Here is a 13,481-nt window from a genome sequence, read left to right on the forward strand (position 1 = left end):
CGATCCGTGTCAGGCATTCGCCGCGGCGGCGGCACGCTTCAGGCTCTCGAGTTCCTCGGCTTCCGGATCGAGAATTTCGACGCCCTTGAACAGCGACAGGTAGTTGTTCCACACGATGCGGATCGACATCAGCGTGAAGGCGATCGGCAGGATCATGTAGAAGTACTTCATCGGCAGCCCGATGGTCTGCGACTTCCAGAACAGGTTCATGCGATTGAAGACGAAGTCGTAGCTCAGGAAGGCGAAATAGAGGTTGAAGCCGACCCACAGCAGGTCGGCGATCGCCTCGCTGACTTTCTTCACGATCGGCGGAAAGAACTTGAAGTGGAAGGCCACGCGGTTGTGCGCCGACATCTTGGCCGCCACGCAGGCACCAAGGTAGGCAAACCAGACGAAGAGATAGGTTGCGAGTTCTTCACCCCAGGGCAGCGAGTACTGGAAGAACTGGCGCAGCAGGATCTGAACGAAAAGCAGCACGACGAAGAACGCGAGCAGCGCCTCGCACAGATACTCTTCGATGTTGCTGATGAATTTGAGGAAGATGCGCCCTACGGCCATGACAAACTCCAGAAGATCCGGTGCGCCCGATTACGCCGGGACGGCCCCTGCCGCCAGCTGGAGTCGTCCGGAATCGTAGCGACGTGTTGTGCGCGCGATCGGCGGACGTCGCGGCTCAGGCGTCGGCATGCGGCATGAGCCGTGGCTCGTGCACCGCATGCCTTGCTGCCGGAAGCCGCCTCCGCCCGCGGTGGTTCAGCGGCCGAGCACCTTCTGCGCGCGGTCGAGCTTTTCCTTGCCGCCAATGCTCTTGTAGAACTTCGGCCACACTGCGGTGGTCGCCTTCGCGATCCACTCCTTCTCGCCGTTGGCCGGGTCGGTGATCTGCATGCCGCGCGCCGCGAGATCCTTCTTGATCTTGTCTTCGGTTTCGAGCAGATACTTGAAGCTGTGCTCGGTGGCTTCCTGGCCGGCTTCAAGGATCGCTTTCTGCACCTCGGGCTTCTGCGACTTGAAGACCGACTCGCTGACCACCAGCGGCTCGAGCGAGAAGATGTAGCGGATGTTGGTGATGTACTTCTGCACCTCGTAGAACTTCATCGCCGAGACGGTGATGTAGGGGTTGTCCTGCCCGTCCACGACGCGTTGCTGCAGGCCGGTGAAGGTTTCCGACCACGACATCGGGGTCGGGTTGATGCCCCACGCCTGATAGGCCGAGATCATGATCTCGTTCTTCGGTACGCGGATCACCAGGCCCTTGAGATCTTCCAGCGTCTTGACCGGCCGCTTCGAATTGGTGAGCACGCGGAAGCCCGAGTAGGCCCAGCCGACGATGCGTACGCCGGCATCGCGCACCGTGTTGTCGGTCAGCTCCTTGCCGACTTCACCCAGGGTCAGCTTCTTCGCTTCATCGGCGCTCTGGATCAGGTAGGGCATCGTCAGCAGGCCGACCGTCGGCGAGAACGGGGTGATGTTGTTCACCGCCAGGATCGAGAAATCCAGCGTGCCCATCGCGGCGTTGTTGATCGTGTCTTCCTCGCTGCCGAGTTGCCCGTTGGGGAACAGGTCCACCTTGTGCTTGCCGCCGGTCTTCTGCTGGAACAGCTTGGCGAAAGTCGTGCCGAGCTCCCACTGGGTGCCGCCGGCGGCGTCACCCACGGCCATCTTGAAAGTCTCGGCGACCGCTACAGGCGCGGCCACCAGCAGGCTGGCGGCAGTGACGAGCGGCATCAGTACGTTCTTGCTGAATTTCATTTCTGTCTCCTCGATCTCATTATGTTTTGGCAGGTCTTGCTGCCGAGGGGTATCAAGGTGCTGCTTCTTACAACGGCTTGTTACAGGACTTCGTCCTTGAAGTGGTACCAGCGGTACAGCCACCACTGGCCGAAGCGGCGGAAGGGCGCGAACATCTCCGCTTCGACCATCTCGCGCACGTTCGGGAAGGGCAGTTTCGAGCGGAAGATCGGCAGCTCCGGCGTACGGATGCCGGCGATGTTCTCCGCCAGCCGCCGGCCGGCCTGCGCCGAGTACATGACGCCGTTGCCGCCGTAGCCGAGCGCGTAGTAGATGGTTTCCTTCGGGTCCGGCTGGTAGATGCGCGGCATCATGTCGTGGCTCACATCCACCCAGCCCCACCACGAGTAGTCGATCTGGATGCCTTCGAGCGCCGGGAACTTGCGGTGCAGGTCGCGGATCAGGAACTGCTTGTACTTGTCCTCGGGCGCGTCGCGGCCGGTGATCGCACTGCGGCTGCCGATCTGCACGCGGCCGTCGGGCATCAGGCGGTAGTAGTGGCGCAGGATTCGGGTGTCGGTGATGACCTGGGTCGTGCGGAAATTGCACGCGTCGATTTCGGCCTTGGTCAGCGGGCGGGTGACGATGGAGTTCGACAGGATCGGCAGCAGGCGATTCTTCAGCTCACGGTGGAGGCCGTTCGACGTGTAGCCGCCGGTCGCGATGCCGACCGCGCGGGCGCGTACGATGCCGCCGGGGGTGCGCAGGTAATGCACGCCGTTCTTCGTCTCCCAGCCCATCACCGGGCTCGCGGGGTGCACCTTCACGCCCATCGCGCGCGCCTTCTTCAGGTAGCCGAAGGCGAGCTTGCCGGCATGGATGCCGATGCCCTCGGGCTCGTGCATCGCGCCCGCGGCTTCCTTGTCGTCGACGTATTCGCGCTTCACGGTGTCGGCGTCGAGGATGCGCGCGTCGTACTTGAAGACCTCGCGCAGGAGCTTCGCTTCCTTCTCCAGCACCGGCATCACGCGCGGCTTGTGCGCGATGTAGAGATGGCCACCGGTCTGCGGCTCGCAGTCGATGTCGCGGATCATGTCCTTGAAGTACGCCATCGCGTCGCACACTTCCTCGTGCAGGCGCAGCGCGGTGTCGAGGCCGTAGCGCTCGATCCACTGCGAGCGCTTGAGCCGCCCCGAGGCGCACTGGGCCTGGCCGCCGTTGCGGGTGCTGCAACCCCAGGCCGTGCGGTTGGCCTCCAGCACCGTCGCCTTGATGCCGTGCTTCTCGGCAAGCGCGATCGCCGCGGTGAGCCCGGTGAAGCCGGAGCCGATGATCGCGACGTCGACGTCGATGTCGTGCGTCACCGGGCCGTCGTCGGCGGGCGGCTCGCCGGCGGTGCCGATCCAGTAGGTCGGCGCGTAGTCGCGCCCCTGCCCCGGCGTCACCGCTACGAGCGGGTCGTACGCCGGATCGTAGGCCTGCACCGGCGCGGTGGCGCGTCCGCTGGTTACGATCCGCTTCTCTGCAATGGCTTCCATGTCCCGACTCCTGATGTCCCGGCGGATCCGCTTAGCTGCCGACCTTGGCGACCGGCGGGCGGTCCTTGCGGTAGGCGTTCTTGACCGCGATCTTGCCGTCGCGGAAGGTGAAGACATCGACCATGCGCGCCTCGATGCGGGTGCCGTCGGCCTTGGTGCCGCTGAAGGTCGATTCCGATACGCCGCGGTCGCCGCAGACGAAATGGTCGCCGTCGAGCCAGGCCGCATCGGGGAAGGTCTGCCACGCGAGCTGGAAGCCCGCGCGTACCGCTTCGCGGCCTTCGAAACTCTTGCCGAGGAGGTCGGGGCCGGCGACCGCATGGAATACGCAATCCTCGGCCATGAAACTCATCAGGGCCTCGATGTCGTGACGGTTCCAGGCGTCGGCGAAGGCCTTCAGCGTGTCGACGGTGGCTTCGCTGCGGATCGGGGTGGCGGTGAGGCTGCTCATGAAAGTCGGTCTCCGAAGATCTGATTTTTGGTTAATACGAAACGTTTTGTACCGTTTTTCGAAACTTGATTTACATTAGGACTGCGCCGATACGCTGTCAAGCAATATTTCGAATATCGGTACATTTTTCTATATTTTTTGAAATTCAACCCACTTTGCGCGCAGCGCTCACGCGATGCGACCGGCCATCGGCGACGACGGCGAGGCGGCAAAGCGGCGCGGCATGCGGCCCGCGAGGAAGGCCTCGCGCCCGGCCTGCACTGCCAGGCACATCGCCCGCGCCATGCGCACCGGCTCGCGCGCGTGGGCGATCGCGGTGTTCATCAGCACCCCGTCGCACCCGAGCTCCATCGCGATCGCGGCATCGGACGCGGTGCCCACGCCGGCATCGACGATCACCGGCACCCGCGCCTGCTCGATGATGAGCGACAGGTTCCACGGATTGAGGATGCCCATGCCCGATCCGATCAGGCTCGCCAGCGGCATCACCGCGACGCAGCCGATGTCCTCCAGGATGCGCGCCTGGATCGGGTCGTCGCTGCAATACACCATCACCTCGAAGCCGTCCTTCACCAGCGCCTCGGCCGCCTTGAGCGTCTCGGGCATGTTCGGGAACAGCGTCTTCTCATCGCCGAGCACCTCGAGCTTGCACAGCGGATGGCCGTCCAGCAGCTCGCGCGCGAGCTGCAGGGTGTACACCGCGTCCTTCGCGTTGAAGCAGCCGCCGGTGTTGGGCAGGATCGTGAAGCGGTCGGGCGGCACAGCGTCGAGCAGGCTCGGCTCGTGGGCGTGCTGGCCGATGTTCACGCGGCGGATCGTCACCGTGACGATCTCGGTGCCGCTCGCATCGACCGCGGCGCGGGTCTCGTCGAAATCGCGGTACTTGCCGGTGCCCACCAGCAAGCGCGACGCGTAGGTGCGCCCTGCGATCGTGAGCCCCGCCTCGGACGCGGCCGGCCGGACTTCATCGGGGGAGTCGTTCAAGTTCATTCCGTTCGCTCCTCATCTATTTGTTTTTAGCCGCCGCCGATCGCGACGACGACCTCGACGCGATCGTCCGGCTTCAGGATCCGGCCCGGCCAGCGTGGCGACGGGATCACCTCGCGGTTGATCGCTACGGCGACGCGCTTGCCCAGCAGGTCGAGGCTCGCGATGAGGTCGTGCAGCGTGCGGCCGGCGCGCAGCACATGCGCAGCGCCGTTCACTTCTATCGTTACGCTTACCACGGTCCGTCCTCCGTCATTGCGCCGCGATCAGGCGGGCGGCGAAGACCACTGCCAGCATGTAGGTGGCGACGAACAGCGCTTCGCCCGACAGCAGCACGATCGGCTTCCAGCCCAGTTCCGCGAGCTTCTCGAGCGACGTCTTCACGCCCAGTGCGGCGATCGAGATCACGAGGCACCAGCGCGACAGCGTCGAACTCGCCTCGACCACCGCGTGCGACAGCAGGCCCAGGCTGTTGAGCGTCGCCAGCGCGGCGAAGGCGACGAGGAAGAGCGGCAGGATGGGGGTCTTCTTGCCGCTGCTGCCATTGACCTTGCTGCGCTCGCTGTGAAACACCAGCGCAAGCACGACGACCACCGGCATCAGCATCGCAACGCGGAACATCTTCGCGAGCGTCGCCGCGTCACCGACCTCGGGCGAGATGATCAGGCCCGCCCCGACGACCTGCGCGACGTCGTGGATCGAGCCGCCGAGGAAGAGACCCGCCTCGCTCACCGACAGCCCGGTGGCCTTCACGACCAGCGGGTACAGCACCATCGCAACGGTGGAGAAGATCGCCACACCGATCGCGGTGAGCAGCGTGTAGCGCTCGGTCTCGCGCGTGGCGGGCAGCGTCGAGGAGATCGCGAGCGTCGCCGAGATGCCGCAGATCCCCGTGCCGCCGCCCGACAGCAGGCCCAGCAGGGGTGGCAGGCCGAGCACACGGGCGAGCAGCAGGCCGAAGCCGATGGTCAGCACCACCGCGCCGACCAGCGCGCCGACGCCGATCAGGCCCAGGTCGCTGACGTCGCTGGCGACAATGCGCGCCCCGAGCAGCGCGACGCCAAAGCGCACGAGCTTCTTCGCGGAAGCCTCGATGCCCGGGATGCACTTGTCGCTGTCGGACAGGAAGTGGAACGCGATGCCCAGCAGCAGCGCGTAGAGAAACTGCGGTCCGCCGTAATGCTCGGACACGAAGGTCGCCGCGACGGCAATCACCGCGCACAGCATGAAGCCCGGCATCAGCACGCGCACTTCGCTGAACATCGCGGGCGGCGCAACGGTCGTTTCAGTGGTCATTGGATCGGGGTCCGGTCGGGATGTCGGGCAGCGACGGGGTGACCTTGTGGGTCACCCCGCCTACTTCAGGCGCTACGGATCAGACGTAGTCCTTGTACTTATCGAGGAAGCGCACCGGCTTCGAGAGCGCGTCGCGGCGGAACGGGTCGCCCAGTTCGCGCGTGCACATGATCTCGATGATGCAGGTCTTGCCGTGGTTCATCTGCAGGTCGATGGCCTTCTTCAGCGCCGGGCCCACGTCCTCCAGCCGATCCACGGTGATGCCCTCGGCGCCCATCGCGCGCGCAATCTCCGCAAAGCTCTGGTTATCCAGCTCGCCCGCGACGAAGCGGCGGTTGTAGAAGTCCACCTGGTTCTTCTTCTCCGCGCCCCACTGGCGGTTGTGGAACACCACCGCCGTCACCGGGATGTTGTGCCGCACGCAGGTCATCGTCTCCATCAGGCTCATGCCCCAGGCGCCGTCACCGGCGTAGGACACCGCAGGACGGTGCGGCGCAGCCACTTTGGCGCCGATGATCGTCGGGAAGGCGTAGCCGCAGTTGCCGAAGCTCATCGCGGCGAAGAAGCTGCGCGGCTTCTCGAAGCGCAGGTAGCTGTTGGCGACCGAGTTGATGTTGCCGATGTCGGTCGACACCATCACGTCGGGCGGCATCGCCTTCTCGAGCTCGCGCAGCACCTGGCGCGGGTGCAGGTATTCGCCGCCGTTGAAGGTCTTTTCCTTGGCGTTCTCCTCGATCATGTCGAGGCTGAACGGGTCGCGCTCGTGCGTCCATTCGTCGAGTTCGCGCTCCCACGCGTCCTTCTCGGCCTGCACCTTGGCGAAGCGCTGCTCGCGCGTCGCGTCGCATTCCAGCGTGCGGCCGGTCAGGCGCGACACCAGCGCCTTGGCCGCGGCCTTGGCGTCGCCGCAGATGCCAACCGAAATCTTCTTCACCAGGCCCAACATCTTGTTGTCGGCGTCGATCTGGATGATCTTGGCAGTCTTCGGCCAGTAGTCCATGCCGTGCTGCGGCAGCGTGCCGAAGGGGCCGAGGCGCGAACCCAGCGCGATCACGACGTCGGCTTGCGCCATCAGCTTCATCGCCGCCTTCGAGCCCTGGTAGCCGAGCGGGCCGCACCACAGCGGATGGCTCGCGGGGAAGGAGTCGTTGTGCAGGTAGCTATTCACGACCGGCGCGCCCAGGCGCTCGGCAAGCGCCTTGCACTCCTCGACCGCATCGGCCATCACGACGCCGCCGCCCGAGATGATCACCGGGAACTTGGCGGTTGCCAGCAGCTCGGCCGCTTCGTTGAGGCTCGCTTCGCCGCCGGCCCCGCGGTCCAGCCGGCTGGGCTTGGGGATCTCGCAGGTGATCTCGCCGTAGAAGTAGTCGCGCGGGATGTTGAGCTGGGTCGGGCCCATCTCGCTCATCGCGCGGTCGAAGCAGCGGCCGGTGTATTCGGCCATGCGCGCGGGGTGGGTGACGTGGCCCTGGTACTTGGTGAATTCCTGGAACATCGGCAGCTGCTTGCATTCCTGGAAGCCGCCGAGGCCCATCGTCATCGTGCCGGTCTCGGGGGTCACGATCACGACCGGGCTGTGCGCCCAGTAGGCCGCCGCGATCGAGGTCACGCAGTTGGAGATGCCCGGGCCGTTCTGGCCGATCACCACGCCGTGGCGGCCCGACACGCGCGAGAAGCCGTCGGCCATGTGGCCGGCGCCCTGCTCATGCACCACGGGAATCAGGCGGATGCCGGCCGGCGCGAAGATGTCCATCGCGTCCATGAAGGCCGAGCCCATGATCCCGAACATGTCGGTCACGCCGTTGGCCACCATGGTTTCCACGAAGGCTTCGGACGGGGTCATCTTGTGCGGGCCGCTGACGACGGTGCGGCGGTCTTGTTCGCTCATTGCTGCTGTCTCCTTGTCGAGTATTCGCGAGGGCAAGATATCGTTTTCGGTACTTTTTGTTCCGATTTTCGATACTTGAGTTCAATGTACGTCGACATTTTCGAGACGTCAATACGAATTTCGTTTTTCTGAACTTTTTGTCTCTTTTTTTGAACTTCACTCGATCGCAGCACAATCTGCGTGGCGCAGACGTGAAAACGGCATCCGTGCCGATCGGCGCCGGATGCCGTTTTCCGCGGGTGCGGCGACGTGAGGCCGGTGGCGGCCCCTGCCCCGCCTGCGAGGGGATCAGGACTTCTCGAAGGCCTGGGAATCGATCATCACCGGTGCGAGGTCTGGTTTCGCCCTCCACAGGCTTTTCATGCCGTACAGGGCGAGCAGGATGGCCAGGCTCACGACGCCCAGCAGCAGCGGTGTGCGCTGCTCGGGGATGAAGGCCATCGCGACGACGATCGCGAGCATGCCGACGATCGCAACCCAGGTGAGGTAGGGGTAGCACCACATCTTCACGCGCAGCCGGCTCGGGTCTTCCTTCTCCAGTCGCGCGCGCAGGCGCAGCTGCGAGATGGCGATCGACACGTAGACGAAGATCGCGACCGTCCCGTAGGAATTGACGAGGAATGCGAATACCGTGTCGGGCGAGACGTAGGACATCACGACCGCCCCGTACCCGAACAGCGTGCCGAGGAGGATCGCACGCACCGGTACGCCGTTGCGGCTCACCGTCGCGAGGCCCTTGGGCGCGTCGCCGCGGCGCGTCAGCGCGAAGAGCATGCGCGAGGAAGCGTAGAGGCCGGAATTCAGCGCCGAGAGCACGGCGGTCAGGACGATTGCGTTCATGATCTGCGCAGCTGCCGGGATGCCGATCGCATTGAGCGCGCTGACATACGGCGTCGCCATCGCGGCGGAGTTCCACGGTACGAGACATACGACCAGCAACACCGAGCCGACGTAGAAGAACAGCACGCGCGTGATCACGGAGTTCGTCGCCTTCGCCACGGCACGTTCGGGCTCGGCCGTTTCGGCCGCTGCGACCGTGACGATCTCGGCGCCGAAGTAGAAGCCCGTCGCTGCAACCGCACCGGTCAGCACCGGTACGATGCCGTTCGGCATGAAGCCGCCGTGCTCGGTCAGGTTGGCGACGCTGGCCGTGGCGTCCGGCCACATCCCCAGCACGTACAGGCCGCCGAGGAACAGGAACACGACGATCGCCGCGACCTTGATCGACGCGAACCAGAACTCGAACTCGCCGAAGGACTTCACCGATCTCAGGTTGGTCATCGTGAGGGTCACGAGCAGCACCAGGCTGATGATCCAGGCGGGCACATCGGGCAGCCAGTAGCGCACCAGGTCCGCGCCGGCAACGGCTTCGAGCGCGACGACGATGACCCAGAAGTACCAGTACATCCAGCCCGTGAGGAAGCCGGCGAGATCGCCGACGGCCGGCCTGTCCGCCCAGGCGGTGCGCGCGAACTCATAGAAGGCACCGACCGCGGGCGTCGCGACGGCCATCTCGCCAAGCATGCGCATCACCAGCACCACCAGCCCGCCAGTGATCAGGAAGGACAACACTGCGGCCGGCCCGGCCGACTTGATCACGACGCCGCTGCCGACGAAGAGGCCCGCGCCGATCACGCCGCCCAGCGCAATCATCGTCATGTGCCGCTGCTTTAGGCCGTGCTGCAGCCCGCCCGAATTTCCAGATTCCGGTTTCACGTCCGTCTCCTCCGTTGGCGCGGCCATTTCGGCCACGGCAGGTGCTTGTCGTCTTGTTGTGCGTCCGGTTGCGGCCCAACCCATCCAGGCTGATGCACCGATTCGCTGTTTTGATCTGAATTTAGGATCAAGTCCCGACGACGTCAAGCTTTATTTCTTTTTTCGGAACGTCTTGTATCTTTAACCGGAACATGTCTATCATGGGATCGCATAGAACCCAAGGAGACTGCCGTGACGGAACTCGCGCTCGACACCCCGGACCAGCTGGTCTCGGTCCGCTCGCTGTTCGGAATCGATTCCGACCTGAAGGTGCCCGCCTTCGGCACCCGCGACGACCACGTGCCCGAGATCGACACGGCCTACCGCTTCAATCCGGACGTGACGCTGGCGATCCTCGCCGGCTTCACGCGCGACCGGCGCGTGATGGTCCAGGGCCTGCACGGCACCGGCAAATCGACCCACATCGAACAGGTCGCCGCGCGCCTGAACTGGCCCTGCGTGCGCGTGAACCTCGACGGCCACATCAGCCGGCTGGACCTCGTGGGCAAGGACGCGATCGTCGTGCGCGACGGCCGCCAGGTCACCGAATTCCAGGAAGGCATCGTTCCGTGGGCGCTGCAGCGCCCGGTCGCGCTGATCTTCGACGAGTACGACGCCGGCCGCCCCGACGTGATGTTCGTGATCCAGCGCATCCTCGAGCGCGATGGCAAGTTCACGCTGCTCGACCAGAACCGCGTGATCCGCCCGCATCCGTATTTCCGCCTGTTCGCGACCTCGAACACGGTGGGTCTGGGCAATCTCACCGGCATGTACCACGGCACCCAGGTGCTCAACCACGCACAGATCGACCGCTGGAACATCGTCGCGACGCTGAACTACCTGCCGCGCGACGAGGAAGTGGCGATCGTGCTCGCGCGCGTGCCGGCCAAGGACTACGACAAGGGCCGCCAGCTCGTCGCGTCGATGGTCGCGGTAGCGGATCTCACGCGCAAGGGCTTCGCCGCGGGCGACCTGTCGACGCTGATGTCGCCGCGCACCGTGATCACCTGGGCGGAAAACTGCGAGATCTTCCGCAATCCGGCGCTCGCGTTCCGGCTGTCCTTCCTCAACAAGTGCGACGAGGCCGAGCGCCCCATCGTCGCCGAGTACTACCAGCGCTGCTTCGGCGAGGAGCTCGACGAATCCTGGATGCGCGAGGCGGCGGCGTGAGCAGCGCGGGCAGCGCCCAGCAGCAGGCGCGACGCCAGCAGAAGGTCGAGGAACTGTGCGCGGCGACGCTGCGCGCGCTCAGCGGCCGCCCCGCCCTGCACTACCGCGGACGCCGCCTGTATGCGGGCGAGCGGCCGCTGCCCGTAAATGCGCCCCACTTGCGCGTCGACGCGGGCGTCGATGCCTTCGCCGACTGCCGCGCCTCGGCCGACGGCATCGCGCTGCGCCTGCTGCATTCGGACCCTGCGCTGCACGCGCGCCTATGTCCCGCCGACCCGGTCGAGCGCCTGGTGTTCGAACTGCTCGAACAGTTGCGCGTCGAGACCCTCGCGCCCGCCGACATGCCGGGCATGGTGCGCAACCTGCACGACCGCTTCCACAGCTGGTCGCGCGCCTTCTACCGCTCGGGGCTCACCGAAGGCAGCGTCGGCATCCTGCTCTACACCGTCGCCCAGATGTGCTGGTCGCGCCTGAGCGCGCGGCCGGTCCTGGAAGACACCGAGGACTACATCGAAAGCACGCGCATGGGCCTCGTCTCGGCCCTGGGCACGTCGCTCGCGGGCATCCGCCGTCATCGCGACGACCAGGCGGCCTTCGCCCCGCATGCGCTGGCGATCGCGCGTGTGGTCGGCGAACGCGTGCGCGCCGAGCAGGCGGCCGCCGCGGAGGACGAGGCCGACGCGCAGGATGAGGACCGCAAATCCGGTTTCGCGCTGCTGCTCGACTTCGACGACGCGGGCGAGGACAGCGACGGCATCGCCGCCGCGACGACGGGAACGAGCAAGGTGTTCGCCGACGCCGCCCTCGCCTACCGCGTCTACACCACGCGCTTCGATAGCGAGGTCGCCGCGGGCAGCCTGGTGCGCCGCGCGCTGCTGCGCGAATACCGCGAACGGCTCGACCGCCGCGTGGCCGAACAGGGCGCGAACGTGCCACGCCTCGCGCGCCAGCTCGCCGCCATCCTCGCTCGCCCGGCGCGCGACGGGTGGCGCTTCGGCGAGGAAGAAGGCCACATCGACGGCCGCCGCCTCGCGCAGCTCATCAGCTCGCCCGCCGAGCGCCGCGTCTTCCGCCAGGAAAGGCAGGTGCCGCAGGCCGACTGCGTCGTGAGCTTCCTGCTCGACTGCTCGGGCTCGATGAAGACGCACATCGAGGCGGTCGCCGTCCTGCTCGACGTCCTGCTCCGCGCCCTCGACATGATCGGCGTCACCACCGAACTGCTGGGCTTCACGACCGGCGCGTGGAACGGCGGGCGCGCCTGGCGCGACTGGATGAGCCGCGGCCGCCCGCCCCATCCCGGCCGCCTCAACGAGGTCTGCCACATGGTGTTCAAGGACGCGGAGCGCAACTGGCGCCGCGCGCGCACCGACATCGCGGCCCTGTTCAAGGCCGACCTCTTCCGCGAAGGCATCGACGGCGAGGCGGTCGACTGGGCGTGCAACCGCCTGCTCGCGCGCAGCGAGGCGCGCCGCATCCTGATCGTCGTCTCCGACGGCTGCCCCTCCGATGGTGCCACCGGACTCGCCAACGACCCCTTCTATCTGGACAATCACCTCAAGGAGGTCGTCGCGCGGCGCGAACGCGAGGGCGCGGTCGAGATCCTGGCGCTGGGCGTCGGGCTCGACCTGAGCCCCTTCTACCGCCGCAGTCTCGCCACCGACATGACGCAGGGGCTGGAGAACTCACTATTCACCGAAATCGTGCAGCTCATCGGCGGCACCTGGTTCCTCCCCCTTCAAGGGGGAGGGAGCAAACGTACATGACTCAACCTGACATCGCGTAATTGATTGTCGGGCTAATAATTCCGCCAATTTCGACAGGAGGAACACACGCAATGGCCAAGACCCGCATGGCCGTGCAGTTCGGCATGGGGACCTCGATCCGCAGCCAGGACTACACGCAGGCCGCCGCGCGCGCGATCCGCGACGCGCTGTGGCACAACTCGCTCAACGTGGCGAGCGCCTTCGGCTTCCCGAAGGAGGAAATGCTGATCGACGTCGAGATCGGCGTGCAGAAGCCGGAGGCGGTAGACACGGCCGAACTCGTCGGCGTCTTCCCCTACGGCAAACCCTCGATCAGGGTCGTGCCCGGCGGGCTGGACATCCCCAAGGCCGACGGCAGCGGCGTCACCGTGATCGCCAATGCCGCCGTCGTCGTGTCCTTCGACCTGGAGCGCAGCCATGCCTGAAAAGCGCCTGATTCTGGAAATGGGCACCGGCAACGACATCCTCGGGGGCGACTACACCAAGGCCGCCTGCCGCGCGGTGCACGACGCGCTGCACCACTCCGTGCTGTCGCTGTTCCGCTCGCTCGGCTACGACACGCAGGACATGCGCGTACAGGTCACGATCGGTGTGCAGCAACCGGACAAGGTCGACGCGGAGGTCGTGCGCGCCGAACTGCCACGCGGCAAACCCGAGGTGAAGGTGGTCTTCGGCGGCCTCGACGTGCATGACCCTCAGCAGGACACGACCCACGTCATCGCCACCGCCGCGATCGAAGCATGGCTGCCGATCGAACCCGACACCTGGCGGCTCGTCGCCCCCGCGGCGCAGGCTTGACCCGCGGTCCGGCGGCAACAGCACGAACTTCGTAGGGCGGGAGCAGCGCAGCGTATCCCGCCAAGATGCCGTGCGGTCAGCCTCCTGACGACCAGCGCGGC

13 protein-coding genes are annotated in these 13,481 nt (G+C 65.9%); 4 read left to right on the top strand and 9 right to left on the bottom strand.

Annotated features, from left to right (window positions below; translation table 11 throughout):
- Positions 1 to 9: 9 nt before the first annotated feature.
- The 9 genes from GPA27_RS01395 to GPA27_RS01435 form a co-directional block, all read right to left on the bottom strand.
- A complete protein-coding gene (locus tag GPA27_RS01395) occupies positions 10 to 558 on the bottom strand; it encodes a TRAP transporter small permease (protein ID WP_169137047.1) in 549 nt (182 codons plus the stop codon).
- A 195-nt stretch (positions 559 to 753) separates the two neighbouring features.
- Entirely contained in the window at positions 754 to 1,752 is a 999-nt protein-coding gene (locus GPA27_RS01400; protein ID WP_169137049.1) for a TRAP transporter substrate-binding protein, read from the bottom strand.
- Between the two features lie 80 nt (positions 1,753 to 1,832).
- Positions 1,833 to 3,269, bottom strand: coding sequence for an NAD(P)/FAD-dependent oxidoreductase (locus GPA27_RS01405; RefSeq protein ID WP_169137050.1), 1,437 nt, complete (start codon positions 3,267 to 3,269; stop codon positions 1,833 to 1,835).
- Between the two features lie 31 nt (positions 3,270 to 3,300).
- Positions 3,301 to 3,720 carry a nuclear transport factor 2 family protein gene (locus tag GPA27_RS01410; protein ID WP_169137052.1) on the bottom strand — a complete coding sequence of 140 codons (420 nt, stop codon included), beginning with the start codon at positions 3,718 to 3,720 and terminating at the stop codon, positions 3,301 to 3,303.
- Between the two features lie 168 nt (positions 3,721 to 3,888).
- Positions 3,889 to 4,710, bottom strand: a complete 822-nt coding sequence (locus GPA27_RS01415) for a thiazole synthase (RefSeq protein ID WP_169137054.1) — start codon at positions 4,708 to 4,710, stop codon at positions 3,889 to 3,891.
- A gap of 26 nt (positions 4,711 to 4,736) precedes the next feature.
- Positions 4,737 to 4,946: a sulfur carrier protein ThiS gene (thiS, locus tag GPA27_RS01420; RefSeq protein ID WP_169137056.1), complete on the bottom strand. Its 210-nt coding sequence runs from the start codon at positions 4,944 to 4,946 to the stop codon at positions 4,737 to 4,739.
- Positions 4,947 to 4,959: 13 nt separating this feature from the next.
- On the bottom strand, positions 4,960 to 5,970 hold the full coding sequence (locus GPA27_RS01425; protein WP_211164783.1) for a YeiH family protein: 1,011 nt from the start codon (positions 5,968 to 5,970) through the stop codon (positions 4,960 to 4,962).
- Between the two features lie 112 nt (positions 5,971 to 6,082).
- A complete protein-coding gene (gene xsc, locus GPA27_RS01430) occupies positions 6,083 to 7,894 on the bottom strand; it encodes a sulfoacetaldehyde acetyltransferase (RefSeq protein ID WP_169137060.1) in 1,812 nt (603 codons plus the stop codon).
- Positions 7,895 to 8,182: 288 nt separating this feature from the next.
- A complete protein-coding gene (locus GPA27_RS01435) occupies positions 8,183 to 9,610 on the bottom strand; it encodes an amino acid permease (protein ID WP_256222731.1) in 1,428 nt (475 codons plus the stop codon).
- 231 nt (positions 9,611 to 9,841) lie between these two features.
- Here GPA27_RS01435 and GPA27_RS01440 point away from each other — a divergent pair, with 231 nt between their 5' ends.
- The 4 genes from GPA27_RS01440 (at position 9,842) to GPA27_RS01455 (ending at position 13,380) form a co-directional block, all read left to right on the top strand.
- Positions 9,842 to 10,819, top strand: a complete 978-nt coding sequence (locus GPA27_RS01440) for an AAA family ATPase (RefSeq protein ID WP_169137064.1) — start codon at positions 9,842 to 9,844, stop codon at positions 10,817 to 10,819.
- Entirely contained in the window at positions 10,816 to 12,582 is a 1,767-nt protein-coding gene (locus GPA27_RS01445) for a cobaltochelatase CobT-related protein (protein ID WP_169137066.1), read from the top strand. The genes GPA27_RS01440 and GPA27_RS01445 overlap by 4 nt, the downstream gene beginning before the upstream one ends.
- Positions 12,583 to 12,653: 71 nt before the next feature.
- Positions 12,654 to 13,007 (top strand): Lin0512 family protein, encoded by a 354-nt coding sequence (locus GPA27_RS01450; RefSeq protein WP_169137068.1) that lies wholly within the window; start codon positions 12,654 to 12,656, stop codon positions 13,005 to 13,007.
- Positions 13,000 to 13,380 carry a Lin0512 family protein gene (locus GPA27_RS01455; RefSeq protein ID WP_169137070.1) on the top strand — a complete coding sequence of 127 codons (381 nt, stop codon included), beginning with the start codon at positions 13,000 to 13,002 and terminating at the stop codon, positions 13,378 to 13,380. Before GPA27_RS01450 ends, GPA27_RS01455 begins: the two co-directional genes overlap by 8 nt.
- The last annotated feature ends 101 nt before the right edge of the window (positions 13,381 to 13,481 follow it).

The organism is Aromatoleum toluolicum (assembly GCF_012911005.2).
GTDB classification, from domain to species: Bacteria; Pseudomonadota; Gammaproteobacteria; order Burkholderiales; family Rhodocyclaceae; genus Aromatoleum; species Aromatoleum toluolicum.

Bases quoted from the DNA above. Each gene is read 5' to 3' on its own strand.
- GPA27_RS01395 (WP_169137047.1), bottom strand. From the start codon at position 558: ATGGCCGTAGGGCGCATCTTCCTCAAATTCATCAGCAACATCGAAGAG.
- GPA27_RS01450 (WP_169137068.1), top strand. From the start codon at position 12,654: ATGGCCAAGACCCGCATGGCCGTGCAGTTCGGCATGGGGACCTCGATC.
- GPA27_RS01405 (WP_169137050.1), bottom strand. From the start codon at position 3,269: ATGGAAGCCATTGCAGAGAAGCGGATCGTAACCAGCGGACGCGCCACC.
- GPA27_RS01455 (WP_169137070.1), top strand. From the start codon at position 13,000: ATGCCTGAAAAGCGCCTGATTCTGGAAATGGGCACCGGCAACGACATC.
- xsc (WP_169137060.1), bottom strand. From the start codon at position 7,894: ATGAGCGAACAAGACCGCCGCACCGTCGTCAGCGGCCCGCACAAGATG.
- GPA27_RS01410 (WP_169137052.1), bottom strand. From the start codon at position 3,720: ATGAGCAGCCTCACCGCCACCCCGATCCGCAGCGAAGCCACCGTCGAC.
- GPA27_RS01425 (WP_211164783.1), bottom strand. From the start codon at position 5,970: ATGTTCAGCGAAGTGCGCGTGCTGATGCCGGGCTTCATGCTGTGCGCG.
- GPA27_RS01415 (WP_169137054.1), bottom strand. From the start codon at position 4,710: ATGAACTTGAACGACTCCCCCGATGAAGTCCGGCCGGCCGCGTCCGAG.
- GPA27_RS01400 (WP_169137049.1), bottom strand. From the start codon at position 1,752: ATGAAATTCAGCAAGAACGTACTGATGCCGCTCGTCACTGCCGCCAGC.